The sequence below is a fragment of the Nocardia colli genome, from assembly GCF_008704205.1.
Classification (GTDB): Bacteria; Actinomycetota; Actinomycetes; order Mycobacteriales; family Mycobacteriaceae; genus Nocardia; species Nocardia colli.
The window spans coordinates 88,513-114,249 of sequence record NZ_VXLC01000012.1 but is presented as its reverse complement, the minus strand read 5'-3'; the positions used below and the strand labels follow the sequence as shown (position 1 = coordinate 114,249).

The following is a 25,737-nucleotide window of genomic DNA, read 5'->3' as shown; positions in this document are numbered from 1 at the left end:
GCACAGAGATCGTCACCCGCTGGGACGTTCTAGACCACCCGGCTGATCGAAACCGGCAGCCCCGGATCGGTCGCCACCGTCAACGGCGAAGGCTTCGCGCCACCCGCGATCACATGCGCGCCGAGCGCCGCGATCATCACCCCGTTGTCCGTGCACAGCCGCGGCTTCGGCACCCGGAGCGTCAATCCGGCCGCCGTGCACCGCTCTTCGGCCATCGACCGGATCCGGGAGTTCGCCGTCGCACCGCCGCCGAGCACCAGCGTGTCCACGCCGACATCCTGCGCGGCCCGCACCGCCTTCATGGTGAGCACGTCCGCGACCGCCTCCTGGAACGACGCCGCGATGTCCGGGATCGGCAGATCCTCGGCGGTCAGCCCGCTGCGCTGCGCCGACTCCACATAGCGCGCCACCGAGGTCTTCAGCCCGGAGAAGGAGAAGTCGTAGCGCGCGTCCCGCGGCCCGGTCATCCCGCGCGGGAACGCGATCGCCCGCGGATCGCCCTGGCGCGCAGCGGCATCCAGCGCCGGACCGCCGGGGAACCCGAGGCCGAGCAGCCGGGCCACCTTGTCGAACGCCTCGCCCGCCGCGTCGTCGATGGTGCTGCCGAGCTCGATGATCGGCTCGGCCAGATCGGTGACCTGCAGCAGATGCGTGTGCCCGCCGGAAACCAGCAGCGCGACGCACGGCGGCATCGGCCCGTGCTCCAGCGTGTCCACCGCGACATGCCCGCCGAGATGGTTCAACGCGTAGAACGGCACATCCCAAGCCGCCGCATAGGCTTTCGCGGCCGCGGCGCCGACCAGCAGCGCACCGGCCAGGCCGGGTCCGATGGTCACGCACAGCGCGTCCGGCTTGGCGATCCCCGCCGCGGCGAGCGCCCGCCGCATCGCGGGCACGATCGCCTCCAGATGCGCACGCGAGGCGATCTCCGGCACCACACCGCCGAACCGCGCGTGCTGATCGACGCTGGAGGCGACCTCGTCGGCGAGCAGTTCACAGCTGCCGTCGTCGTGCCTGCGCACGATGCCGACTCCGGTTTCGTCGCAGGAACTTTCGATGCCCATGATGATCACGAAAGAACCTCGTCCGGGAGGGGCAGCGCGCTCAGCGCCGGCCTGCGCATGGTGTAGGCGTCGGCGCCGCTGGGGTGGTAGTAGTTCTTCCGCAAACCGATGATGTGGAAACCGTGCTTGGCGTACAACGCGATCGCGGGCGTGTTGTCGGTGCGTACCTCGAGGAACACCGGCCCGCCGCGGTTGCCCGCCACGTCGAGCAGCGCCTCCAGCAGCAGCGTGCCGATGCCGGCCCGCAGGCAGGTCGGGTCGACACCGATGGTGTGCACCTCGGCCTCGGGGTGTTCGTCATCACCGAGCAGCGCGACGCCGGCGTAGCCGACCATTCGCCCGTCGTCGTCGCGGGCGGTGATGTAGCGATTGTGCGGCGCGGCCAGTTCCGATTGGAAAGCCACCGCGTGCCAGGGATCGTCCTCCGGGAACAGCAGCTGCTCGAGTTCGACGCAGCGGTCGATGTCCGCGGTGACCATCGGCTCGATTCGGATCGTCATGTCCGCCTCACGCTCCCGTCCGGTCCAGCGCGCGGTAACTCTTCTCCACGGCGTCGGGCCTGCGCAGGTACAGCGGCACCAACGCGTCCGGCACCGTGCGCGCGAGCAGCTCGGCCGAGGCAACCCGCACCAGCCCGGCCGCCGACGGCGTTTCCACCGGCAGCACCGGCAGGTCGAAGAAGTCGACATGCGACGCGGAGCCGGCGATCACCGTGGCCTGCGCCATATCCACCTCGCTCGGCTTGGCCACGTCCGGCCCGGCCACCCGCACGCCGTCGCGGTAGCGCGCCCAGTACACCTCGCGGCGGCGCGCGTCGGTGACCACCAGCAGCTCGCTGCCGGGTGTGAGGTCCGACACCGTGTCGGCGGCGATCGCGTCCAGGCTGCACACGCCGTAGACCGGAATGCCCAGCGCGTCACCGAAGGCGGCGGCGGTGGCCATGCCGACGCGCAGCCCGGTGAACGGGCCCGGGCCGATGCCGACCACGACCGCGTCGAGGTCGGCCCTGGAACGTCGCGCCTCCGTGAGGCATTCGAGAATCTGCGGGGTGAGCACCTCGGCATGCGCGCGCGGATCGACCCGAACCCGGGAGGCGAGGGTGCGCGTGTCCGCGCCCCGTGCGGCCTGCTCCAGTTCCACCAATCCCGCTGTCACGGCGGGTGTCGCGGTGTCGACACTTAATACCAGCATGATTGATCCAACGATACCGGTTGGTAGCTGTCGCCGGTGCGGAGCTACCGGGTAGTTAATCCACCCATTCCCATACGGCGGTGCGCACGTCGGAATCCGGTTCGCGGGACAGCAGCACCCGCAGGTGCCGATCGCTGAGGTGTTCCACCACCCCGCGACCCCACTCCACCACGACCACCGCCTGATGCAGATCGGTGTCGAGGTCGAGGGCGTCCAGCTCGTCCAGGTCGCCGCCGAGGCGGTAGGCGTCCACGTGCACCAGCGGCACCGCGCCGTCGCCCGTGCCCGCCCGGTGCTGGCGGGCGATGATGAACGTCGGCGAGCTGACCCGCCCCTGCACGCCGAGTCCTGCGGCGATGCCTCGGGTGAGCGCGGTCTTACCCGCGCCCAGCGGGCCGTCGAGCACCACCAGGTCGCCCGCGCCGAGCCCCGCCGCGAGCTCCTTGCCGAGTGCCTCGGTATCGGCGACGGTGGGCAGGATCCGCTGCTGCCGGTCAGCCACTGGTCACCTCCGAGGCCTGGGTCGGTTCGCGTACGCCTGCGCGGACCAGCAATCGATCCAGCGCGTCGTTGACGATATCCGGGTATTGCAGGTGCGCCATGTGCGCGGCGCCGATGAGCCGGATCAGCTCGCTGCTCGGCAGCTCGTGCGACAGCGCGCGGGAGTTGCGGAACGGGATCACCAGATCGTTGGTACCGCCAAGCACCAGCACCGGCAGGTGCGCGAGGGTCGGCAGCGCGGCCGATTCATCGTGCAGCTCGATGGCTTTCAGGAATTTGACGATGGTCTCGACCGGCGTCCGATCGATCATCATGGTGGTGAACCGGGACAGGGTGGGACTCACCGGACCGTGATACGAGCTGACGTGCAGGATCGGCGTGATCACATGGCGCGCGGTGGAACGACCGGCCTGTACCAGCGCGGGCGCGGTGTGCACGGCCATCCGGAACCCGTCGATCGCCGGGCTGCGCAGCAGCTGGGTGATCCCCGTCGCGGTCACCTCGGCGGCCGCCGTGGACAGCAGCGCGACCCCGATCACCCTGGCCGCGAACAACTCCGGGAACTGCGCCGCGGCCGCGAGCACCGCCATCCCGCCCAGCGAATGCCCGACCAGCACCACCTGACCCGTCGGCGCGCTCGCCGTGATCACCGCGGCGAGGTCGCGGCCGAGCTGGGCGACGGTGCAGCTCTCGGTCGCCGGCGTGCCCGAGCGGCCGTGTCCGCGTAGGTCGAACAGCACGAGCCGCGCGGTTGCGCCCCACCGCTTTTCGAGGTCGCGGCGCTGAAAGTGGAAGGACTCCATGGTGTTGCAGAAGCCGTGCACGAAGATCACCGTGACCGGCGCGTCCGCGGGACCGCATTCGCGGGTGGCCAGGCGCACGCCGTCCTCGGTCAGCACCGCGCCGGAGCGGTCCTCATCGATGAGATCGAAGTTCTCGTCGCGGTATTCGTCGCGCCGGGCCGGCCACAGCACGCGGGCGCCCGCGCGGCGCAGCGCGTGCACCCCGGCCAGCGCGCCGACCACGCCCGCGGTGGCGAGACCGCCGCGCAGCATGGTGATCCGGCGGCTCACCGGGGGCCGCCCAGGTAGCGGCGGGCCGCTCGGCCGCGGGGTGAGCAGACGACCTCGTAGTTGAGCGTGTCGAGCCGGGCCGCCCAGTCCTCGGCGCGGGGGGCGCCGGCTTCGCCGCCGAACATCACCGCGACATCGCCCTCCTGGACGTTCGCGGCGTTGTCGCCGAGGTCGACGACGAACTGGTCCATGCAGACCCGGCCGACGTTCGGGTGCCGCGCGCCGCCGAGCCACACCTCGAAACGTCCACTCAGCGGCCGGAATACGCCGTCGGCGTAGCCTGCGGGGATGAGCGCGATGGTGGTGTCGCGCGGGGCGATCCAGGTGTGCCCGTAAGAGACGCCCTCCCCCGCCGCGATCCGTTTGACCTGAACGACGCGGGCCTGGAAGGTCATCGCCGGGCGCAAGCCGAAGTCGCCGAGTTCGGGAACCGGGGACAGGCCGTACATCGCGATGCCCGGGCGGACCAGGTCGAAGGCGAGGTCGGGGCGGGTCAGCGTGGCGGGCGAGTTGGCCAGGTGCACCAATTCCGGTTCCAGGCCGTGCTCTTTGGCGGTGGCGATGGCCTCCAGGAGGCGGTCGCGTTGCAGGTTGTTGGTCTGGTGCTCGGGCTCGTCGCCGCGGGCGAGGTGGGAGAAGATCGCGCGGAAGCGCACCGCCTGCTCGTCGACCAGGGATCGCAATTCCGCGAGGGCCTGCGGGTATTCGACCGCCGAGAGGCCGTTGCGGTTGAGGCCGGTGTCCACCTTGAAGGTGACGGTCGCGGTGCGGCCGGTGCTCCTGGCCGCCGCTTCCACCGCGCGCAGCTGACTGAGCGAGGAGACGCCGATCTCGAGGTCGGCAGTGATCGCGGCCGCGTAGTCGGCGTCGGAGTCGTTGAGCCAGCTCAGGATCGGCGCGGTGATTCCGGCCGCGCGCAGTTGCACGCCCTCGGCGATCGCGGTGACGCCGATTTCGGCGGCGCCCGCGGCCAACGCCGCCTTCGCGACCTCGACGGCGCCATGGTTGTAGCCATCGGCCTTCACCACCGCCATCACTGCCGCATCGCCCGCGAATTCCCGCAGGATGCGCACGTTGTGGGCAATGGCATCCAGATCGACGACCGTCTCCACCTGCGCGTACATGCCCGCCTCTCCGGGAAATCAGGCCAGATTCGGATGCCACGGCAGTGGCGTCGGCGACTGGCGGTGACGCGACGGGCTGTGCTCCGCCCGTACCCGACGAGTTACCCAGGCACAGCCGGAGTAAGTCGTCACGTTCTGCTGAAGTCTATTGGCGCGGCAAGGTCTGATCGAAGCGAGTTACCACGGCCGTGTCCTGCGGCACAGATCATAGGGCCCACCTATGACCGAGTCCGCAGCCACAGCGCCACCGCCGTGCGCCCCTGGCAGGCGGGCATGATCCGACAGCGGCGATGATGCGCCGCGACCAGAGCAGCGGCACGACGCCGCATCGGCGGACCGACCCCGTACGTGAGCGCTCAGGGTAGGCAAGTGCGCGAATGGCGGGGACGATCGAGCTGCGGGTCGCCGAAATAGGTACGCCTTCAAAGGTGCCCCTCGTCCGCCGCAACCTGAGTAACGGCGAATCGTCTTGTCGGCGGCCCAGTCGACACGGGGAGATCTACCTGACTGTGCGCGCCAGAACCCCGGATGAGCCAGTGCACGGAGGGTACGGCTAGCCGGACGAATCTGCTCGAGGAGCGGGTCGCCGAGATCGGTACGGCTTCCAGGGTGACCTTCGTCCGCCGCAACCTGGGCAGCGGCGAATGGCCATGTCGGTGGCCTGGTCGACACCGGAGATCTACCTAACTGTGCGCGTCAGATCACCGGGCGGGCCAGTGCGCGGAGGGTGCGGATGGCCGGGCGGAGGTGCTCGAGCAGCGGGGTTGCCGAGATGGGTGCGGCTTCGGGGTGACCTTCGTGGGCGGCGAGGTTGGCGGCGAGGGAGTGCGCCCGGGCGGCGGCCGCGGCGGACCAGGCGGGGGCGTGGCCTGCGGCGAGGAGGGCGCCGATGATGCCGGAGAGGACGTCGCCCGCGCCGGCGGTGGCGGCCCAGGAGGCGCCTGCCTCGTTGACGAGGACCGGGGCGCCGGGGGTGGCGACGAGGGTGGCGCGGCCTTTCAGCAAGACGGTGAGTTGCCAGTCCTCGGCGAGAGCGCGAACCGCGGCGACCCGGTCGTCGCCGACCTCTACGCCGGTTAGTCGCGCGAATTCGCCTGCGTGCGGGGTCAATACGGTCGGTGCGGTGCGGCCGCGAACCAGCTCGGGTTCGGCGGCGAGCAGGGTGAGGCCGTCGGCGTCGACCACGACCGGCAGGTCGGTGGCGAGGATCTCGACGAGCCGTTCGTGGGCATCGGTGTCGGTGCCCGCACCAGGACCGAACACCCAGGCCTGCACTCGTCCGACCTCCGAGACATGCTCGGTGGCAATGACTTCCGGGAAGTGCGCGAGGACGTCGGCGGCACCGGTTCCGGCGTAGCGGACCAGGCCCGACGTCGCCGCGACGGCCGCCCCGGTGCACAGCACCGCAGCGCCCGGATACTCGGCGCTGCCCGCGCAGACGCCCGTGACACCTTGGGAGTACTTGTCGTCGGTGGCATTCGGCACCGGCCAGCTCGCGCCGATCGAAGCGGGTTCCAGCGCCGCCAGATTCGGCTTCGGCAGACGTAACCCGATGGGCACCAGTTCGATTCGCCCGCAGTGCGGCGCGGCCAGCACATGCACCGGCTTGTACGCGCCGAACGCAACGGTGACATCGGCCCGGACAGCGGGTCCGGTGATCGCGCCGGTATCCGGATCAACTCCGCTCGGCAAATCCGCAGCAATGATCGGGACCCGCAGCGACGCAACGAGTTCCGCGGCATCCGGCCGGAGCGCGCCACGTCCGGAAATGCCGACGATGCCGTCGACGACCAGGTCGGGCCGGCCGACCTCTGTGGATAATCGACCGCCCGCCTTACCCAGCGCCGCAAGGGCTTTCGCGTGGGCGCGCGCCGGGTTCAACAGCACCGCGGTCACGGCGACGCCCCGGCGCCGCAGCATCGATCCGGCCCACAGCGCGTCACCGCCGTTGTCGCCCGAACCGACCAGCAGGGTCACCGAGCGTCCGGCGACGCCGCCGGTGCGCGCTCGCAGCTCGCCCGCGACGACGGTGGCCAGACCGTAGGCCGCGCGCTGCATGGGGACGCCGTCCGGGACCCTGGTGAACAGCTCGGCCTCGGCCTCGCGTACTTCGTCGGCGGTGTAATAACCCCGCTGCGTGGACATGAATAAATCCTCCACTTCGGCACTGCTCGTTCGCAGACTACGCTTGGCCATCATGCCAATGGTCAAGCCCCGTGCAAGGTCCACGCAGGTTGTCACCGGGTTCGCGGTGGTAGCGGCGCTGCTGGTCGCCGGATGTGGGGGCGGCGACTCCGATGCCGCCGCGACCAGCACGAGGCGACCGCACCCGACCACCACGACGGCGCAGCCCACCGGCGACGCGAAACCCGCCGACGCCACCGTCGAGGTGAGCAACATGAAGTTCGCCCCCGCCGAGCTCACCGTCAAGGTCGGCGACACTGTCACCTGGCACTTCAAGGACAAAGCCCCGCACACCGTGCAAGGCATCGGCGACAAGGCCATGGGCCTCAACAGCCCGATCATCGACAAGGGCGACTGGAGCTACACCTTCACCGTCCCCGGCACCTTCCGCTACCTCTGCTCCCTGCACCCGGAAATGCGCGGCACCATCACCGTCCAGTAGTCGCCACGGCCGGCACAACGCCGAACCCGAGCGATGCCTCGCCAAGTCCCGTCGGCCTTGCCGAGCAGACACATCGATGCGCCGAACGGGACATGGCGACGTCGACAAACGAGAAGGCGCTCGATCAGGTCCCATCCGCCCCGGCGAACAGGCGGTTCCGTGCGCCGAACTACCCAGCCACGCCAACAAACGGGCAGCCGCTCGGTCAAGTCCCATCCGCCCCAGCGAGCGAGCGGTTCCACGCGCCGCACGGACATAGCTGCGCCAATACTCGGATTGGCGCTTGGCCGAGTCCCGTTCGGTAACGCCGTGGGTTAGACCGGCCGGTACTGGCGGGTTCTGGAGCCGCTGGCCGAGCTGGTGTTGAGGGCTTCGACGGCCGCCACGAGCGGGGCCAGTTCAGGATCGGCGGCGGCTTGGCCGAGGGCGCTGGACAGGGCGTCGTCGTGGGTCGGGCGGGCCTGTGCCAGCAGGGCCAGGCCCGGCGGGGTGACGTCGGTGTAGATGCCGCGGCGGTCATCGGGGCACAGGTAGCGCTGAAGTAGGCCGCGGTCCTCCAGCCGGGTGACCAGACGGGTCGTCGCGCTCTGGCTCAACACCACAGCCTCGGCGACCTGGTTCATCCGCAGGTGCCCGCCCGGCCCGTCGTGCTGGCGGCTGAGCACGACCAGCAGCGAGTACTCGCGGACGCTCAGGTCGTGCCCGGTCTGTAGCGCCCGTTCGATGTGCGCCTCGATCCGATCGTGCAGCAGCGACAGTGCGTACCAGCCATCGGCCAGGCCGGTCAGGGCGGCATCCGCGGTCATCGCGTTCCTTCCGCGTAGAGGTTGTCCCTCCAGGATAGATGAGCTTCGCAATAGCCCGCGCTTGCAATTATCACGCGTCTGCAATTATTGTTGACGCCCGTAAGGATCAGGCGCAACTTATCGTGGAGGCTCTCGCTCATGCCGCTCGCACTCCTCGCCCTGACGCTCGGGGCATTCGGAATCGGCACCACCGAATTCGTCGTCGTCGGGCTACTCCCCGACATCGCCGGCACCTACGCGGTGTCCATCCCCACCGCGGGACTGCTGGTCACCGGGTACGCGCTCGGCGTGGTGGTCGGCGCACCGCTGATGACCGGGCTCGGCACGCGGGTCTCGCGCAAGCGGATGCTGCTCGGCATGCTGCTGCTCCTGGTGGCGGGCAACGTATTGTCCGCCGTCGCACCGACTTTCGGCCTGATGCTGACCGGGCGGATCGTCGCCTCGCTGGCGCACGGCGCGTTCTTCGGCATCGGCGCGGTCGTGGCGGGCGCCGTGGTTCGCCCGGACAAGCGGGCCGGCGCGATCGCGATCATGTTCACCGGACTGACCGTCGCCACCATGGTCGGCGTGCCGTTCGGCACCCTGCTCGGCCAGCAATTCGGCTGGCGGCTCACCTTTTTGATCGTCGCGCTGGTCGGCCTGATCGGCCTGGTCGGCGTCGCCCTGCTGGTCCCGGAACAGCCCGCCCCGCAGGACGCGCGGCTGCGCACCGAACTCGCCGTGTTCCGCAACCCGCAGGTGCTGCTTGCGATGGCGATGACGGTGCTCGGCTTCGGCGGCGTGTTCGCGGCGATCACCTATCTCGCGCCGATGATGACCGAGGTCACCGGCTTCGCCGACAGCTCGGTCACCTGGCTGCTGGTGCTGTTCGGCGTCGGCTTCTTCGCGGGCAACCTGATCGGCGGCAAGTTCGCCGACCGCCACCTGATGCCGATGCTCTACCTGTCCCTCGGTGGTCTCGCCGTGGTGCTCGCGCTGTTCACCCTCACCGCGCACAACAAGGTCACCGCCGCGATCACCGTCGTCCTGATCGGCGCCCTCGGCTTCGCCACCGTGCCGCCGCTCCAGAAGCGCGTCCTCGACCAAGCCGCCGGCGCACCGACGTTGGCCTCCGCCGTCAACATCGGCGCCTTCAACCTCGGCAACGCCATCTCCGCCTGGCTGGGTGGCCTCGTCATCGCAGCCGGCTTCGGCTACACCGCCCCCAACTGGGTCGGCGTCGCCCTGGTCCTCATCGCCCTCGCCCTAGCCGTCTGGTCCGGCGCCCTCGAACGCCGCCCAACCCCCCAATCCCCCACCACCCCAACCGAACCCCGCAAAGCCCTCGCCCACCCCTGACCCCACCCACAGCGCCGCACCGCGCTGACCCGCGTACCTCGCCACAGCCACGTCCCTCCCGGCAACCACCCCAACACCACCAAGCCAGCTCTCACACATCGCCACAACCGTGTCCCACTCGACGAGTACCCCAACACCCAACGGGACACGGCCAAGCCAGCTCTCACACTTTCCCGCAGCCATGTCCCACTCGACAGACGGCCCAGCGCCCAACGGGACATCACCTAGCCGGTACTCGCACTTCGCCACCGCCATGTCCCACTCGGCGAACATCTCAACGCCGAACGGGACACCACCTAGCCAGCTCTCGCACTTTGTCTCAGCCTTGTCCCACCCGGTGAGCAACCGCAACGCGACGCACCCCGAATCGCCGTGCGGTTCGGGGTGCGTGCGCCGAAAGAGTTGGGTCGGTGGGCTATTCGGCAGTGACGGACCTTGCCACGTTGCGAGGCATGTCCACATCGTGGCCGCGAGCCTGCGCTACTTCGACCACGAAGAACAGACAATCCAGCGCCGAACGGGACACCACCGAGCCAGCTCTCGCACTTTGTCTCAGCCTTGTCCCGCTCGGTGGGCCGCCGCAACGCGACGCACCCCGAATCGTTGGGCGGTTCGGGGTGCGTGCGTTGAAGGGGGTGGGGTGTGGGTTATTCGACGGTGACGGACTTTGCCAGGTTGCGGGGCTTGTCCACGTCGTAGCCGCGGGCCTGCGCTACTTCGGCGGCGAAGATCTGCAGCGGGACCGTCGACAGCAGCGGCTGGAACAACGTTGGCGCCGAGGGGATCTCGATGAGGTCGTCGGCGAACGGGCGCACTGTGTCGTCGCCCTCCTCGGCGATCACGATGGTGCGTGCTCCACGCGCCTGGATCTCGCGAATGTTGCTGAGCAGCTTGGAGTGCAGCACCGCGCGGCCCTTCGGGGACGGCATCACCACGATCACCGGCAGGCCCTCTTCGATCAGCGCGATCGGGCCGTGCTTGAGCTCGCCCGCCGCGAAACCCTCGGCGTGCATGTACGCCAGCTCCTTGAGCTTGAGCGCACCCTCCAGCGCCACCGGGTAGCCGACGTGCCGCCCGAGGAACAGCACCGTCGAGACGTGCGCCAGCTCGCGCGCGATCGCCCGCACCTGCGGCGCTGTCTCCAGCACCCGTTCCACCAGCTTCGGCATCGCCTCGAGTTCGGCGAACTCGCGGGCCACCTCGTCCGGGTACTTGGTGCCGCGCGCCTGCGCCAAGGCCAGCCCGACCAGGTAATTCGCGGTCACCTGGGCCAGGAACGCCTTGGTCGAGGCGACGCCGATCTCCGGCCCCGCCCTGGTGTAGAGCACCGCGTCGGACTCGCGCGGAATCTGCGCGCCGTTGGTATTGCAGATCGCCAGCACGCGCGCCTTCTGCTCCTTGGCGTGCCGCACCGCCTCGAGCGTGTCGGCCGTCTCGCCGGACTGCGAGATTGCCACGACCAGCGTCGACCGATCCAGAACCGGGTCGCGATAACGGAATTCGCTGGCCAGCTCCACCTCGACGGGCAGCCGGGTCCAGTGCTCGATCGCATACTTGGCCAGCAGACCGGAGTGGTAGGCGCTGCCGCAGGCGACCACGAAGACCTTGTCGAAGTCGCGCAGCTCCTGGTCGGCGAGGCGCTGCTCGTCCAGCACGATCCGGCCCGCGCCGTCCTGGTCCACGCTGAAATGCCCGATCAGGGTGTCCGCCACCGCGGCGGGCTGCTCCTCGATCTCCTTGAGCATGAAGTAGTCGTGGCCGCCCTTCTCCGCGGCGGCTAGATCCCAGTCGATGGTGAACGGGCGGGTCCGCGCGGTCGCGTCGTCGCCCGCGAAATCGGTGACCGTGTAGCTGTCCGCGGTGATCACCACGGCCTGGTCCTGACCGAGCTCGACCGCCTCGCGGGTGTGCTCGATGAACGCTGTGACATCCGAGGCGATGAACATCTCGCCCTTGCCGACCCCGATGACCAGCGGCGTCGATCGGCGCGCCGCGAAGATCAGGTCCGGGTGATCGGCGTGGGTGAAGACCAGCGTGAACGCGCCTTCGAGCCGGCGCACCACCGCGAGCGCGCTGGCGGCGAAGTCACCGGCCGTCGGTCCCTCGGCGTAAGCCCTGGCCACCAGGTGCACGGCGACCTCGGTGTCGGTGTCGCTGCGCAGCTCGACGCCCGCGTCCTCCAGCTCCCGGCGCAGCGGGGCGAAGTTCTCGATGATCCCGTTGTGCACGACCGCGACCTTGCCGCTGTCGTCGCGATGCGGGTGCGCGTTGCGGTCGGTCGGCGCGCCGTGCGTCGCCCACCGCGTGTGTCCCATTCCGGTGCTGCCCGCGAAGCGCGCGACCCCGATTTCGGCGAGCTCGGCCTCCAGATTCGCCAGCTTGCCTGCCTTGCGTTCCACTGCCAGCGCACCGGCGCCGTCGACGATCGCCACACCCGCGGAGTCGTAGCCGCGATATTCCATGCGGCGCAACGCGTCAACGACAACGCCGAGCGCGTCCCGGTATCCGACGTACCCCACGATTCCGCACATGGCTCACCAGAGTACTTATCGGATAACGTTCTCGTCGTGTCGGCGTCTGTGAAATCACTCCTGAGCACCCTGACCAGCCGCGGCCCCCATCGGGTGCTGCGCGGCAATTTGGCCATCGCCGGGCAGCCGGGGGTGGTATTCACGCCCGAATCGGGGCTCAACCTGCCCGCCGTCGCGTTCGGGCACGGCTGGCTGACCGGCGCCGCCAACTATCGGCAGCTACTCGAGCACCTCGCGTCCTGGGGTTTCGTGGTCGCCGCCCCAGATACCGAGCGCGGGCCGATCCCGTCACACCTCGGCCTCGGCACCGACCTGCTCACCACTTTGGACATCTGCACAGGTGTACGGCTCGGCGACGGCACCATCAGCGTGCATCCCGACCGGCTCGCCCTGGTCGGCCACGGCATGGGCGCGGGCGCCGCCGTCATCGCCGCGACCCAGCGCCAGGTCGCCGCGGTCGCCGCCCTGTTCCCGGCCCCCACCGCACCCTCCGCGGAAAACCTCGCCCCGGATCTCGACACGCCCGCCCTGATCCTCGCCGGTGCGACCGATCTCGCCTCGGTCAGTTCCAACGCCATCTCCCTCGCCACCGCTTGGGGCGGCCCGTCGGTCTTCCGGGCGATCGACGGCGCTTCGCACAACGGCATCATCGAAGGCCGCCGCGTGCTGGCCGCCGTTGGCGCGGGCAAACACGAATCCAAAACCGCCCGCACCACCCGCGCTCTGCTCGCCGGATACCTGCTCGCCACCGTCGTCGGCGACAAGACCTACAAAGCCTTCGCCGACCCGGAAGCGGAGATCCCGCACACCGCGGTCATCGACCCGGAAGCCAAGGAAGAGCCGAAGGCCCCGAAGCTCAAGATCGGTCAGCTCGCCGGTCTCTTGCGCCGGTAGCACCGCGGCGCAATCAGCCCACCGCATGCGGACAACAGAATTCGCACTCTCGGGGATCTGCACTGGTTTCAGGGCCCTGTATCTCGGTGCGAATCCCGAGCGACGTGCGGATCTCGGAGACACCGGTCAGCGGGGCACCGGCCAGGGCCGGTCGCTCAGATCAGCCAGGTTTCGCGCTGGTAGAAGGCGGCTTCTTCGTCTTCCTGGTCGACCGGGAGGACGTCGCGGTTGGCTTTCCGCGCGGCGATGGAGCGGGCGATGGCTTCGCGTTGTTCGCGGGCTTCGGTCTCGAGCCGTTCGCGTTCTTCGATCTCGGCGCGCGCTTCGGCCAGCTTGTCCGCGTGTGCTGCGAGAAATTCCTGCATGTCGGTAGCGGCGGCCTCGGCGAGCTCGCGGCTGGTGTCGGCGGTACGCCGGTTGATCTGCTCGAGTTCGTCCAGCAGCCGGGCCGAGCGGCGGCGGCATTCCTCGGCGGCGCGCTCGATCTCCTCGGCGTAACTCACGATCCCGGTTCTCCCCGATCCGCAGGTTGACATCAGCTCGCGGCTCCGCGCTCGCGCGCTCCCCGCCGCGTCCGCACTAGGCTACCGGGTTCCCGGCCCGCTGTGGCGTGCTCACAGTGGTCCTGCCTCGGCCAGATCGCCCATCGGGCCGGCCTCGGCCAGTTCCGCGCCGCTCTCGAACGGAGCGTCCGGGTTCTGTTCGCCCGGCATGCGTTTGGGCTTGTGCTCGCCGTCTTCCTCGCGCCGCAGGGGTGGTGGGGTGCCGGTGCGGGCGCTCGGCTGCCCGGCATTCTCGTCCTCGGCGGCAGGCGGCTTCTCGACCGGCTTCTGCTGTTCCGGCGCGGGGTCCGAAGGAGACTTCGCACCCGGCTGTTCCTTCTCCGGTGCGGTCGGAGCCTGGTCCGCGGGCGACTTATCCTTCTCGGGCGCGGACGGGGAGTGATCGGCGGGCGGCTTGTCACCAGGCGCCGCGGGCGTCGCGTCGTCGTTCGGCTCGTTCATCGAGATGACCGGCATCCCGTGCTCGTCCAGCTGCACGCTGAACTCCTGCGGCTTCCCGTCCCCGTCGGACATCACCAGTTTCAGCTGACCGTCTGCCATCTCGAACTTCAGATGCTTACCGGCAACATCGAATTCGGCCGTGGGCTTACTGTCCGGCTTACCGTCGCCGTCCTTGTCGACCTGCGTCGGCTCGATGAGCCCCTCGACCATCTTCACCGCGTCCTCGGCACCGTCCTTGATGATCCCGGTCAAGGAACTGACCCCGGCATCGACGAGGCTGCTGATCCCAGATGCCAAGGGCGACAACTGACTTGCCACTTGGCTGAGTGCAGGTAAGCCTTCCAATGACGAGGTATTCGGGACGGTCGGCGTCGACGGCGTGGCGGGCGTCGACGGCGTGTTCGGTGTCGATGGCGTGTTCGGTGTATTCGGTGTCGATGGTGCTTGCGTTGTACTCGCCGGAACCGTCGGCGACGAGGGCGTCACAGGCGTCGACGGAGAACTCGGCGTCGACGGCGCAGGCGTAGTGCTCGCCGGAACCGTCGGCGCGGCAGGACTTTCTGCCTTCGGCACCCCCGACTCTTTCGGCGTCCCATCACCTTTCGGCTGCTCCTGCGTCGGCTGCTGCACCGGCGCCCCGACCGGACGCGGATACGAAGCAACCGAAACCTGCCCCAGCGCACTGACTATCGGCACATAGACCTGCTTGACCGCCGTATCGGTCAAATCGCATGCCGCGGTGAACTTCTGCACCTTGGCCAGATAATCCGGCTTGAACACGTTGTCCAGCCAATGCTGACAACGCGCCTGAATATGCTGCTGATAGTCCGACCCCGGCAAGATCCCGAGGATGTTCCGCGCGGCCCAGGCATCGGATCCCCCGGTCAGATCCGGAAAGATCCGGCCGAGCTTGCTGAGCAGACTGTCGTCTTGCCAGCCGTTGCTGACCGCGATGCTCGTGCCGGAAATGATGTCATCGACGTCTTCTGGCGACTTCTCGGCGATTTTGACGCTCTCGCCGTTCTCCAGGATGTAGCGCACCACGTCGGCTTTGATCTTGACCGCGGAGCGCAATCCATCCCCCGCCGCCGCGATCGCCTTCCACGCTTCCCCCGCAGCTTTCCAGTCGGTGCCCGCCTGGTCGACCTGTTGGTTCAGCATGGCACTCGCCGCCTCGGCAGCCGCACCTTCCCAGCAGCCCCACAGGGCCTTGGCTTGGCCACGCTGCACGTCCAGCTGAGTGCCCGCGTCTTGCAGCACGACCTGAAGCTTCGCCGCGACGTTGCGCAGCTTGTCCTCGTTCAACCCGTTCTGCTCGTAGAACCGCTTGTGCAGCTGTTGATACGCCGGCACACCCGCGGTTTCGCCGAAGGCGCGCTTGAACCGTGGTTCGAACTTCTCGAAGTACAGCAGGCTCCGCGATCCGATATTCAGATACTCGGCGACGGGTGCGTAGGCGGGAACGTCGAAAGTCATGGCCGCCCGCTACGCCTTGCTGCCATGGTCGAGCTTCGCGATGTCGAACGAAGCCTCTTGATCGGTATTGGAGTACTTCACGACCGCGGCCCCCACCACATCGCCGGTGGCCAGCGTCGCCTCCGACCAGTTACCGAGCCACTTGTAGATCGCGTCGAGCCCGGCCTGGATCTGGCGTCCCTGATCGGCGTAGTTCTCGCCCGCATCGGCCGGCCCGAACGTGGCGTCGGCCACGTCCTTCGCGCGATTACGCACGGTCTGCCCGGACGTACTCAGGTCGTTGCCGAGGCGGCCCAACTCCCCGGTCTTGACGCCGACCAACTCGGATCCGGCCACGCGATCCCCTCCGTCCCTGCGTCGTACACGATCTCCCCGGACTTACGTCGGCGCCGGGCGTCCCCATTACTTCCTTCGACGCGCCTCGCCGACGTTCGGTTCCATCGAATTCGCAGAGCGGTGCCGAAGCGGCCCGACGGATCTAGGTGCCGATCTTCCCGTGATCGGTCCGCACCCACTCCGAGGACCCGTCCGGATGCCGATGGAACTCCCACGCGGCGTAATCGCCGTCGTTCTCCACCACCGTGACGTGGTCGGCGAGCCCATCGTGGTCGTAATCGGTCCACACCTGCATGGCATCGCCACCGTTGGTGGTGATGGTGTCGAGCGTGCCGTCCCCATCGATGTCCTGCGTGGGATGGTGCAACTCGATCGCGCCGAGGCCGTCGAGCGACGAGGACGCGTCGATGCCGGGCAGTTCCAGACCCGGCAATTCACCCGAGGTGATCATTACTCCTCCTCAGCAGGACTCGTGGTGCTGTCATCCAATGACCCGACAACAACGCTATCGCTCCATCCTGACATCCATGGGTGCCCGACGCAGCCCCCTGGCCTCACTTCTTCGGCATCAGCAGCCACAGCACCAGGTAGACGATGAACTGCGGGCCGGGCAGCAGGCAGGAAAGCACGAACAGCAGGCGCACGACATTGGCATTCCAGCCGAGGTATTCGGCGATGCCGCCGCAGACTCCGGCGATCCATTTGTCGTGGGTGGAGCGGGTGAAACGGCGGGCGGGTGCGGTCATGGTCTTTGTCCCTCTCTGGTGATGATCTCTTCGAACTCCACTCTGCCGAGCCGCACGCCGCGCCGCATCGGTCCGTGGACCGATCCCGACCCTGATTTCCAGTACCCAGGGGTCAGGGTGCGACCCCGAGTAGCGACCGGGTGCGAGGCGGCCGCGTGAGCACGGCAGACTTAAGCCAGTGAGCACCACTCTGCACGCGCGCGGACTGTCCGCGGGCCACGGCGAACGCACCCTGTTCGACGACCTCGATCTCACCCTTGCCCCGGGTGACGTGATCGGCCTGGTCGGCGCGAACGGCGCGGGCAAGTCGACGCTGCTGCGCATGCTCGCGGACCGGCGCACACCGACCGGCAGCATCACCCTGAGCCCGCCTGACGCCACCGTCGGCTACCTGGCGCAGGAACCCGAGCGGGTAGCCGGCGAGTCGGTCCTCGAATTCCTCGGCCGCCGAACAGGAGTCACGGCCGCCCAGCAAACGATGGACACCGCGGCGGAACGCATCGCGGACGGCGGCGAAGACGAATACGCCCACCCGTCGCCCGACCACCGCCCCTCATCGAATCGCTCCGCGATGCCGTACTCGGATGCGCTGGAACGCTGGCTCGCTCTCGGCGGCGCGGACCTCGACCAGCGCGCCGCCGAGGTCGCCGCCGATCTCGGCCTGATCGCCAGCCTGCCCAACGGCTTGGACACCCCGATGACCGGACTGTCCGGCGGCCAGGCCGCGCGCGCCGGCCTGGCCTCGGTGTTGTTGTCTCGCTTCGACATTCTGCTGCTCGACGAGCCGACCAACGATCTCGACCTGGACGGCCTGGCCCGCCTGGAACAGTTCGTCACCGGCGTCCGGGTACCGCTCGTGGTGATCAGCCACGACCGAGAGTTCCTGGCCCGGACCGTGAATCGCATCGTCGAACTGGATCTGGCCCAGCAGCAGGTCGGCCTCTACGACGGTGGTTACGAGGCGTATCTGACCGAACGCGAGATCGCCCGCCAGCACGCGCGCGAGGCCTATGAGGAGTTCGCAGACACCAAGGCGGGCCTGGAGGCGCGCGCACAAATGCAGCGCAACTGGCTCGAACACGGCGTGCGCAACGCCCGCCGCAAGGCGCGCGACCCGAAGAAGGTCGACTCGGATAAGGCGGGCCGCAAGATGCGCGCCGAATCCACCGAGAAGCAGGCCGCCAAAGCCCGGCAGACGCAACGCCGCATCGAACGCCTGGACGCGGTCGAGGAGCCGCGCAAGGAGTGGGAGCTGCGGATGACCATCGGCAACGCGCCGCGCAGCGGATCGGTGGTGGCCACGCTGTCCGACGCGACGGTCACCCGGGGCGATTTCACCCTCGGCCCGATCACCCTCCAGGTCGACTGGGCCGACCGGATCGTGCTCACCGGCGCGAACGGCTCCGGCAAATCCACCCTGCTCGCGCTGCTGCTCGGAAAGATCAAGCCGGACACCGGATCCGCCATGCTCGGCTCCGGTGTGGAGATCGGCGAAGTGGATCAGGCGCGCGGCTTGTTCCGCGGAACGACCTCGCTGGCTGACACTTTCGGCGCGCAGATGCCGGACTGGCCGGATGCCGAGGTCCGCACGCTGCTGGCCAAGTTCGGCCTGCGCGGCTCACATGCGTTGCGCGCCTGCGAAACCCTGTCCCCCGGCGAACGCACCCGCGCCGCCCTCGCGCTGTTGCAGGCGCGCGGAGTGAACCTGCTCGTCCTCGACGAACCGACCAACCACCTGGACCTGCCCGCCATCGAACAGCTCGAGCAGGCCGTCGAATCCTTCACCGGCACACTGCTGCTGGTCACGCACGACCGCCGCATGCTGGACACCGTCCAGGCGACCCGCCGCTGGCACATGGACTTCGGCAAGCTCACCGAAACCACCTGACCAGCGGCGCTGCCGATCAGACGGAGGCGACCCGCTTGGCGAGGTCGTCGGCGAGCTGCCTGGCCTGAGCCGGATCGGTCGCTTCGACCATGACCCGGACCAACTGCTCGGTGCCGCTGGGCCGCAACAGGACTCGGCCGTTGTCACCGAGAATGCGTTCGGCTTCCAGCACCGCGTCGCGCACCTCGGGCGCCGCCGCGACCAGCGACTTGTCGCTGACCGGCACGTTCACCAATACCTGTGGCACCGTCCGCAAGATGCCGGACAAATCCGCCAGGCTGCGCCGGGTCCGGGCCATCCTGGCCATCAGTTTCAGGCCGGTGAGGATGCCGTCGCCGGTGGTGCCGAACTTCGGGAAGATGACGTGCCCGGACTGCTCGCCGCCGAGCGTGTACCCGCCGCGGCGAAGTTCCTCCAGCACGTAGCGGTCACCAACGGCGGTGGTGAGCAAGGTGATTCCGGCCTCCCGCATGGCGATGTGCAGGCCGAGATTGCTCATCACGGTGCCGACCAAGGTGTCTTTCGCCAGATCACCGGTCTCATGCATAGCGAGGGCGAGAATCGCCAGGATGACGTCACCGTCGACCACATTGCCGTCGGCATCGGCCGCGAGGCAGCGGTCTGCGTCACCGTCGAGGGCCAGCCCCAGGTCGGCGCCGTGTTCGCGCACCGCCCGCTGCACCATCTCCAAATGCGTTGAGCCGCAACCATCGTTGATATTGAGACCGTCCGGCTCGGCGTTGATCGCGATCACCGTCGCGCCCGCCTCCCGGAACGCCGCGGGCCCGACCTCGGCGGCCGCACCATGTGCGCAGTCGACCACCACGGTCAGCCCGGTCAGGTCCTGCGCGGTCGCCTCGACGAGGTGCTCGACGTAGCGCTCGTGCGTGCCCGCGATGCTGTATTGATCGGGAATGGTCTGCCCGTGGTCGCGCGCGCCGGACGCGTTGACCACCCGGCCGATGCCGCGCCCGGTCGGTCGCACCGCGACGTCCTCGGCGAGCAGCGCCTCGATGCGGTCCTCGATCGCGTCGTCGAGCTTGTGCCCGCCGGCCGCGAAGATCTTGATGCCGTTGTCCGGCATGGGATTGTGCGAGGCGGAGATCATCACGCCGAAGCACGCGTCGTAGAGCCCGGTGAGGTAGGCGACGGCCGGCGTCGGCAGCACGCCGACCTGTAGCACGTTCACCCCGGTGGCGGTCAGGCCCGCGGTCACCGCGGCTTCCAGCATCTCACCGCTGGCGCGCGAGTCGCGGCCGACCACCGCGAGCGGGCGTTCCTTGCCACTGCTCAAAATCTGGGCGGCCGCACCCGAAACGCGCAGCGCCAGTTCCGGACTCAACGACTCGTTGGCCAGCCCACGGATTCCGTCGGTGCCGAACAAACGTCCCATACCTCAGCCCCTCATCGGTGGATCCGCGGCGCGCCCGAAGGCGACAGCCGGTGTTGCCACGAGGGGCACCCGAAACGCCGCGGCTGATACAGCACGAGAGCAGGCGACCAGTCGATGCTGGACGCCTGCTCTCGTACAGGTTGCCCGCCGACCGTACCGCCCCCGGCACCTCCAGGGTGCCGGATGACGGTGGTCGGCGAAGCCAAAATCAGCGCTTCGAGTACTGCGGCGCCTTACGGGCCTTCTTCAGACCGTACTTCTTACGCTCGACGGCACGCGGGTCACGCGTCAGGAAGCCGGCCCGCTTCAGGGCGGGGCGGTCGTCCGGGGTGACCTCGATGAGCGCGCGGGCGATGGCCAGACGCAGGGCGCCGGCCTGTCCCGACGGGCCGCCACCGTGCAGCAGCGCGATGATGTCGAAGTTCTCGGCCCGCTCGACGGTCACCAGCGGCGACTTGACCAGCTGCTGGTGCACCTTGTTCGGGAAGTAATCCTCGATGGTGCGGCCGTTGAGCACGAAGTTGCCGGAGCCCGGCACCATGCGCACGCGAACGACGGCTTCCTTACGCCGGCCGACGGTCTGCACCGGGCGGTCGATCACGATCGGGGCGAAGGTCTCCGCGGCGACCTCGGCCTCTTCGTAGCCTTCGCCGTCCTCGACAACCTCGACGGCGTCGAATTCCTCGACGACGGCTTCTTCGTTGAATTCCTCAGGAGCGGTCACTGGGCCACCTGCTTGATCTCGAACGGAATGGGCTGCTGAGCGGCGTGCGGGTGGTTCGGGCCTGCGTAGACCTTCAGCTTGCCCGCGATCGCGTTGCCGAGCTTGTTCTTCGGGATCATGCCCTTGACGGCCTTCTCCACGAGCCGGTCCGGACGGCTCTCCAACACCTGACCGACAGTGCGCGACTTGAGGCCGCCCGGGTGCCCGCTGTGGTGGTGGATCAGCTTGTCCGCCTTCTTGTTGCCGGAGATGGCAACCTTGTCGGCGTTGATGATGATGACGAAATCGCCACCGTCGAAGTTCGGTGCGTAGGTCGGCTTCGTCTTGCCACGCAGCAGATTCGCTGCTTGAACGGCGAGACGGCCGAGCACTACGTCAGTGGCGTCGATGACGTACCACTGCCGGGTGACGTCACCAGCCTTGGGGCTGTACGTAGGCACAGTGCTTCCCTGTCTGTAGTCGGTGTTGCCGGCCAGGCATGTGGTCGAAGCTCCCGGCGGCCGGTGGAGACCCGGGGTTCGATTGCACGACCGGTTTCCCGGTCGCCCATACGCCAACGAGCCACAATACCAGCCCGGATCTACCAGCCGAAATCGCGTCAGATCTGGATCGGTGGCCCCGGATCGATGGCCCGGCGCGGGCCGGGTAGCAGGAAGCGCAGGGTGTCGACGCTCGGCTGCCCGCAGTCCGGATCCGCGGTCTCCCGGTCGTGCGGGGCGGCCGCCGGGCCACGGGTGGACGAGATGCCGGGCCGGACCTCGTTGGTCACGTACGGCATCAGCGGGCACACCGTCGGACCGGCCGGCGCCGGTGCCGCCAGGCTCACCTCGGCCGCGGTCAGTTCGACCCGATCCGCGCCGGTCGGCAGCGCGACCACGGCCAGCGCCAGCGCGCCGACCACCGTGTGCGCCCCGAACAGGTTGTCCTTCATCTTGTTCCACAGCTTCCCCTTGCGGGGACGGCCTTCGTCATCGTCGTCGTCGGACTCGGGCTCACGCCATTGCCCTTGCCGCCCTTGGTCGGCGGGATCGGACTGCGGTGCCTGATACGACCGCGCGCCGGACGGCTGGGCCGGCGGCGGCCCGCTCTGCGGCGCGCTGCTGCCGGGCGGACGCCCCTGCTCCTCCAGGTACTGCCCCGGCGGCCGGGTGAAGCGGCTGCCCAGCTCGGCCAGATTCGGCGGCAGGCCGCGCTGGACCTCGTCGCGGGTGATCCTGGTCGTCGGTTCCTCGCCCTGCGTCGGATAGCCGGGCCCGTACTGCACGGGCGGCACCGTTCGCGGCGGCGACGGATCCATGTGGGGTTGTGGCACGTCCGTTCGGCGCTGCGAGGACTCCGCTTGGCGCTGTGCCGATTCGGCCTGCCGATGCGCGGCACCGGCCTGACGCTGGCCCGGCGCGGCCTGCTGCGGTGCGGATTCCGCCCGGTAGTGCCCGGCCGGATCGCGATACTGCGGTCCCGGATCCTGAAACTGGGTGGGGTCGACGCGCGGTGGCGCGGGCTCGGCATGCCGGCCCGGCGGTGCCGCCGGTTCGGGCTCTTCGGCTTCGGTGTCGGTCACCAGCAGGTGGGCCGCGCCCAGCACCAGCGCGTGCATCGGATGATCGGCGACCTGCAGGCGGTGGCCGAGATGATTCTGGAAGGCCAGGCGCAGCGCGTCGTTGAAACACACGTTGCCCGACAGCAGCACCGTCGAGGTGTCCGCGCCGATCGAGCGGGCCGCGGCCATCACCTCGATCACCACGTTGTCCGCGGACCTGGCGTCGCGCATGGACTCCATGGTCACCGGCACGTCGACCGATTCGGTCGGCTGTTCGTCGTCGCCGTGCACCGCGACCACCAGCACGGTCCGGCCGTCGGAGTAGACCCCGGTCGCGCCGATGCCGTGCGGGCGCGCCTGATCCGGCGGATGCACCAGCCCGAGCGCGCGCACATAACCCGACAGCGCGACGCTCTCCGGCAGCGGCTCGACGGTCACGTCGAGCTGTTCCACCAGCGCGGCGTACACCTCGACCTTCTCGTCCGGCCAGCCGTCCGGGAACGGCAGCGCCACCAGATCCGGCTTGCCGCGCAGATGCTTGCCGATCGAGGCGAGCGGGTTGTACATCCTGGCCCGGAACACCAGTTCGGCAGGCCAGGTCGCCCCGGCCACCACGATCTGCGGGTGGCCGAGGATGTCGCGCACATCGGCGATCGCCATGCCGAGGTCCGGGCGCTGCCGGTCCACGCCGGCGGTGTGCAACCGACCCGACGAATCAGCCAGCAGATACGCCGGCGGTGTCCACATACCCTCCACCTGGACCGGGCGGATCGGTGTGCCACCGCCACCCGCGGCCACGGACACCACATCCCAGCCGAGATGTACTGCCCCTACTCGCACCGTCACAGGCATAAGTGTGCCTGGTGTGCGGCCGAGATGCTTGCTCTTGTCCGGAGCCCCCGGTAGTGGCCGGAAAAACGCTCGCCCATCACGCCGCCGACGACTTCAGTCGCAACCGCCGCCAGGTGAGCACGGCGAGCACCAGGGTGATCAGCAACAGCACGCCGACGTCCAGGGCCCAGATGCCCGGCGTGTGCTGCCACAACGTGTCGGGTTGCGCGTTGAGGAACACCTCCCGAATATTCACCGTCGAGGCGCCGGACGCGTAACCCCAGCGCGCCGGGAACAGCCAGGACACCTGCTCGAGCACGACGCGACCGGTGACCGGGATCAGCCCGCCGGCCATCACCAGCTGCACCATGATCGCGACCACCAGCAGCGGCATCACCTGCTCGTTCGACTTGGCCAGCGACGAAAGCAGCAGTCCGACAACGACACAGCACACCGCGGTCAACGCGATGTCGATGTACAACTCCGCGCTGCCCGAGGACAGCACCGCGCCCTCACCGGGCCGCTTCTTCCCCGCGAGCACGATGCCGACCAGCACCGCCGATTGCAGCAGCGCGGTGATGCTGAACACGGCGATCTTCGCCGACAGATACGCCGACGGCAGCAACCCGACCGCGCGTTCGCGCTGGAAGATGGTGCGCTCGCCGACCAGATCACGCACGGTGAGCGTGGATCCCATGAAGCAGGCGCCGAGGATCAGCACCACGAGTAGCTGCTGCGTCTCGCCGCCGCCGGTGGGCACAAAGGTGCCGTCCGGCAACGCTTTCAGCGCGCCCCGCTGGAAACCGTCCTTGCCCGGCACCACCAGCGATAGCGCGCCGAGGATGAACGGCAGGATCACCAGGAACGACAGGTAGCCGCGATCCGCCAGGATCAGCCGCATCTGCCTGCGTGACAGCGTCGAGAACTGTTTGCCGCCACTGGATTGCGGCGGCGAGCCCGCCGACCCGTATTGCTGGGGCGGCGGTGGCGGCGGTGGCGCGAACGCCTGTCTGGATCGATAGGCGGCGAACGCCTGATCCGGATTGGCTGCCACGTTGGCGAAGATCTCCGCCCAGTCGCTGGTGCCGAGCGCGTTGCCGACCCCGGCCGGGTTGCCGCAGTAGGCGGTCTTGCCGCCGGGCGCGAGCAGCAGCACCTGGTCGCACATGTCGAGGTGGGCGATGGAGTGGGTCACCACGATCACCACGCGGCCGGCGTCGGCCAGCTCGCGCAGCATCACCATCACCTGCCGGTCCAGCGCCGGGTCCAGGCCCGAGGTCGGCTCGTCCAGGATCAGCAGCGAGGGGCCGGTGAGCAGTTCCAGCGCGACCGAGGCGCGTTTGCGCTGGCCGCCGGAGAGCCGGTCCACCCTGGTGTCCGCATGCTCGGTCAGTGAAAGCTCTTTCAGCACACCGTCGATCACCTGTTGCCGGTCGGCCCGGCTGTTGTCCGGCGGCAGCCGCAGCTCGGCCGCGTAGCCGAGCGCCTGCCGCACGGTGAGCTGCCGGTGCAGCACATCGTCCTGCGGCACCATGCCGATCCGGGAGCGCAGCGCCTCGTATTCGGCGTGCAGGTTGCGGCCCTCGAAGGTGACCACACCGCCGGACGGACGGGTGGTGCCCGCGATCAACCGCGACAGCGTCGACTTGCCCGCGCCGGACGGACCGATCAGCGCGGTCAGCGTGCCCCGGCTGGCCTGCATGTTCACATCGACCAGCAGTTGCTTGTTGCCCTCGACGGTGAAGCCGACCCCGTGCACCGCGAGCCCCTGCTCGGCCACCGGCTTCTGCCGCAGCACCAAAGTGCCCTGCTGCACGACGAAGTCGATGTTGCCGATGGTGATGATGTCGCGCTCGCGCAGCACCGAGCGCTGCTGGCGGTGGCCGTTGACGAAGGTGCCGTTGGCCGAGCCGAGGTCCTCGATGGTCAGGCCGTCGGAGGCGGCGACCAGGCGCGCGTGCTTGCGCGAGGCCAGCGGATCGTTGACCACGATCTGGTTGTCCGTGGTGCGGCCGATGGTCAGGCCGCCGGCGGGCAGGCGGTCGCCGCGCGCGATCGCCGCGGTGGACGCACGTGCGCGCACCGGCGGCATGTTCGAGGTGTCGGCCCGGGTGGTCAGGTTGATGTTGACCTGCGGCTGCGCGTCCTGCGGCGGCTGATACGCCGGGCGCTGGAACTGCTGGGCGGGCCGCTGGCCCGACATCGGCTGACCCGCCTGCGGCTGCTGACCCGATTGCGGCGGCCGCACCGAAGGGCGCTGCGGGGGTTGCGGATTGGCCGGCAACAGATGGAGCAGCGGACCGCTGATCGCGTCACCGAGACGCACCTGCGTCGGCCGGTCGATCGACACCGGCTGGCTGAGTCTGCGCGCGTCCACGAACACACCGTTGGTGCTTCCGTTATCGCTCAGCACCCAGGCACTACCCTGCCAAGTGAGTGTCGCGTGCACCCGTGAAACCAGCGGGCTGTCGACGAAAAGCGTCACCTCCGGCGCACGGCCCATGGTGACCTGCTGGCTCGAATCGAATACTCGTTCGTTTCCATCATGGCGCACGGTGATGGTCTGCGCCCCCGGTGAAGACATGCAGCGGATACTATTCCATCACCCGGACATCGGCGGTGCCCCCGACGCGCCTTTTGCCCCGATCCGG

The 25,737-nt window shown here is 69.0% G+C and carries 23 protein-coding genes; 4 read left to right on the top strand and 19 right to left on the bottom strand.

The genetic code is table 11. The features are described from left to right. Positions 1–29: 29 nt before the first annotated feature. From tsaD to F3087_RS23570, 7 genes are all read right to left on the bottom strand, one after another. Positions 30–1,073 (bottom strand): tRNA (adenosine(37)-N6)-threonylcarbamoyltransferase complex transferase subunit TsaD, encoded by a 1,044-nt coding sequence (gene tsaD / locus F3087_RS23600; protein WP_150404211.1) that lies wholly within the window; start codon positions 1,071–1,073, stop codon positions 30–32. Beyond that, complete coding sequence (gene rimI / locus F3087_RS23595; RefSeq protein ID WP_150404210.1) at positions 1,070–1,564, bottom strand: ribosomal protein S18-alanine N-acetyltransferase; 495 nt, start codon at positions 1,562–1,564, stop codon at positions 1,070–1,072. Before rimI ends, tsaD begins: the two co-directional genes overlap by 4 nt. A 7-nt stretch (positions 1,565–1,571) precedes the next feature. Further along, complete coding sequence (tsaB, locus tag F3087_RS23590; RefSeq protein WP_150404209.1) at positions 1,572–2,255, bottom strand: tRNA (adenosine(37)-N6)-threonylcarbamoyltransferase complex dimerization subunit type 1 TsaB; 684 nt, start codon at positions 2,253–2,255, stop codon at positions 1,572–1,574. Positions 2,256–2,310: 55 nt separating this feature from the next. Then, positions 2,311–2,757, bottom strand: a complete 447-nt coding sequence (tsaE, locus tag F3087_RS23585) for a tRNA (adenosine(37)-N6)-threonylcarbamoyltransferase complex ATPase subunit type 1 TsaE (RefSeq protein ID WP_150404208.1) — start codon at positions 2,755–2,757, stop codon at positions 2,311–2,313. Then, positions 2,750–3,811, bottom strand: coding sequence for an alpha/beta fold hydrolase (locus F3087_RS23580; RefSeq protein WP_150404284.1), 1,062 nt, complete (start codon positions 3,809–3,811; stop codon positions 2,750–2,752). Before F3087_RS23580 ends, tsaE begins: the two co-directional genes overlap by 8 nt. A gap of 14 nt (positions 3,812–3,825) precedes the next feature. Then, positions 3,826–4,953, bottom strand: a complete 1,128-nt coding sequence (alr, locus tag F3087_RS23575; RefSeq protein ID WP_150404207.1) for an alanine racemase — start codon at positions 4,951–4,953, stop codon at positions 3,826–3,828. Positions 4,954–5,649: 696 nt separating this feature from the next. Next, positions 5,650–7,098 (bottom strand): NAD(P)H-hydrate dehydratase, encoded by a 1,449-nt coding sequence (locus tag F3087_RS23570; RefSeq protein WP_150404206.1) that lies wholly within the window; start codon positions 7,096–7,098, stop codon positions 5,650–5,652. 52 nt (positions 7,099–7,150) lie between these two features. On the opposite strand from F3087_RS23570, the gene F3087_RS23565 reads away from it, so the two are divergent. Further along, positions 7,151–7,579 carry a cupredoxin domain-containing protein gene (locus F3087_RS23565; RefSeq protein ID WP_223885287.1) on the top strand — a complete coding sequence of 143 codons (429 nt, stop codon included), beginning with the start codon at positions 7,151–7,153 and terminating at the stop codon, positions 7,577–7,579. Positions 7,580–7,893: 314 nt separating this feature from the next. Here F3087_RS23565 and F3087_RS23560 read toward each other — a convergent pair whose 3' ends face one another. Continuing rightward, complete coding sequence (locus F3087_RS23560) at positions 7,894–8,385, bottom strand: MarR family winged helix-turn-helix transcriptional regulator (protein WP_150404205.1); 492 nt, start codon at positions 8,383–8,385, stop codon at positions 7,894–7,896. A gap of 138 nt (positions 8,386–8,523) precedes the next feature. Here F3087_RS23560 and F3087_RS23555 point away from each other — a divergent pair, with 138 nt between their 5' ends. Next, positions 8,524–9,723, top strand: coding sequence for an MFS transporter (locus tag F3087_RS23555; RefSeq protein ID WP_150404204.1), 1,200 nt, complete (start codon positions 8,524–8,526; stop codon positions 9,721–9,723). Between the two features lie 647 nt (positions 9,724–10,370). On the opposite strand, the gene glmS is transcribed toward F3087_RS23555, so the two are convergent. Further along, positions 10,371–12,254: a glutamine--fructose-6-phosphate transaminase (isomerizing) gene (gene glmS / locus F3087_RS23550; RefSeq protein WP_150404203.1), complete on the bottom strand. Its 1,884-nt coding sequence runs from the start codon at positions 12,252–12,254 to the stop codon at positions 10,371–10,373. Positions 12,255–12,290: 36 nt separating this feature from the next. Here glmS and F3087_RS23545 point away from each other — a divergent pair, with 36 nt between their 5' ends. Further along, the gene (locus tag F3087_RS23545; protein WP_150404202.1) at positions 12,291–13,148 is read left to right on the top strand and encodes a dienelactone hydrolase family protein; all 858 of its coding nucleotides are present in this window, start codon (positions 12,291–12,293) and stop codon (positions 13,146–13,148) included. A gap of 155 nt (positions 13,149–13,303) precedes the next feature. Here the strand turns inward: F3087_RS23545 and F3087_RS23540 are convergent, their stop codons facing one another. From F3087_RS23540 to F3087_RS23520, 5 genes are all read right to left on the bottom strand, one after another. Beyond that, positions 13,304–13,651, bottom strand: coding sequence for a hypothetical protein (locus F3087_RS23540; RefSeq protein ID WP_150404201.1), 348 nt, complete (start codon positions 13,649–13,651; stop codon positions 13,304–13,306). A 111-nt stretch (positions 13,652–13,762) separates the two neighbouring features. Further along, the gene (locus F3087_RS46045) at positions 13,763–15,628 is read right to left on the bottom strand and encodes a hypothetical protein (RefSeq protein ID WP_191094107.1); all 1,866 of its coding nucleotides are present in this window, start codon (positions 15,626–15,628) and stop codon (positions 13,763–13,765) included. A gap of 9 nt (positions 15,629–15,637) precedes the next feature. Next, positions 15,638–15,964: a hypothetical protein gene (locus F3087_RS23530; protein WP_150404200.1), complete on the bottom strand. Its 327-nt coding sequence runs from the start codon at positions 15,962–15,964 to the stop codon at positions 15,638–15,640. 142 nt (positions 15,965–16,106) lie between these two features. Continuing rightward, on the bottom strand, positions 16,107–16,415 hold the full coding sequence (locus F3087_RS23525) for a DUF6802 family protein (RefSeq protein WP_150404199.1): 309 nt from the start codon (positions 16,413–16,415) through the stop codon (positions 16,107–16,109). A 103-nt stretch (positions 16,416–16,518) separates the two neighbouring features. Then, positions 16,519–16,710: a PspC domain-containing protein gene (locus F3087_RS23520; RefSeq protein WP_040731730.1), complete on the bottom strand. Its 192-nt coding sequence runs from the start codon at positions 16,708–16,710 to the stop codon at positions 16,519–16,521. A gap of 178 nt (positions 16,711–16,888) precedes the next feature. On the opposite strand from F3087_RS23520, the gene F3087_RS23515 reads away from it, so the two are divergent. After that, positions 16,889–18,598 (top strand): ABC-F family ATP-binding cassette domain-containing protein, encoded by a 1,710-nt coding sequence (locus tag F3087_RS23515; protein ID WP_150404198.1) that lies wholly within the window; start codon positions 16,889–16,891, stop codon positions 18,596–18,598. 16 nt (positions 18,599–18,614) lie between these two features. On the opposite strand, the gene glmM is transcribed toward F3087_RS23515, so the two are convergent. The 5 genes from glmM to F3087_RS23490 all read right to left on the bottom strand — a co-directional run bounded on the left by glmM (position 18,615) and on the right by F3087_RS23490 (position 25,670). Beyond that, positions 18,615–19,991, bottom strand: a complete 1,377-nt coding sequence (gene glmM / locus F3087_RS23510) for a phosphoglucosamine mutase (protein ID WP_150404197.1) — start codon at positions 19,989–19,991, stop codon at positions 18,615–18,617. Positions 19,992–20,199: 208 nt separating this feature from the next. Then, on the bottom strand, positions 20,200–20,715 hold the full coding sequence (rpsI, locus tag F3087_RS23505) for a 30S ribosomal protein S9 (protein WP_150404196.1): 516 nt from the start codon (positions 20,713–20,715) through the stop codon (positions 20,200–20,202). Beyond that, positions 20,712–21,155 (bottom strand): 50S ribosomal protein L13, encoded by a 444-nt coding sequence (gene rplM, locus F3087_RS23500; RefSeq protein WP_107654232.1) that lies wholly within the window; start codon positions 21,153–21,155, stop codon positions 20,712–20,714. The genes rpsI and rplM overlap by 4 nt, the downstream gene beginning before the upstream one ends. Positions 21,156–21,313: 158 nt before the next feature. Then, positions 21,314–23,101: a hypothetical protein gene (locus F3087_RS46695; RefSeq protein ID WP_223885286.1), complete on the bottom strand. Its 1,788-nt coding sequence runs from the start codon at positions 23,099–23,101 to the stop codon at positions 21,314–21,316. Positions 23,102–23,183: 82 nt separating this feature from the next. Continuing rightward, positions 23,184–25,670, bottom strand: a complete 2,487-nt coding sequence (locus tag F3087_RS23490) for an FHA domain-containing protein (RefSeq protein WP_150404195.1) — start codon at positions 25,668–25,670, stop codon at positions 23,184–23,186. Positions 25,671–25,737: the final 67 nt, after the last annotated feature.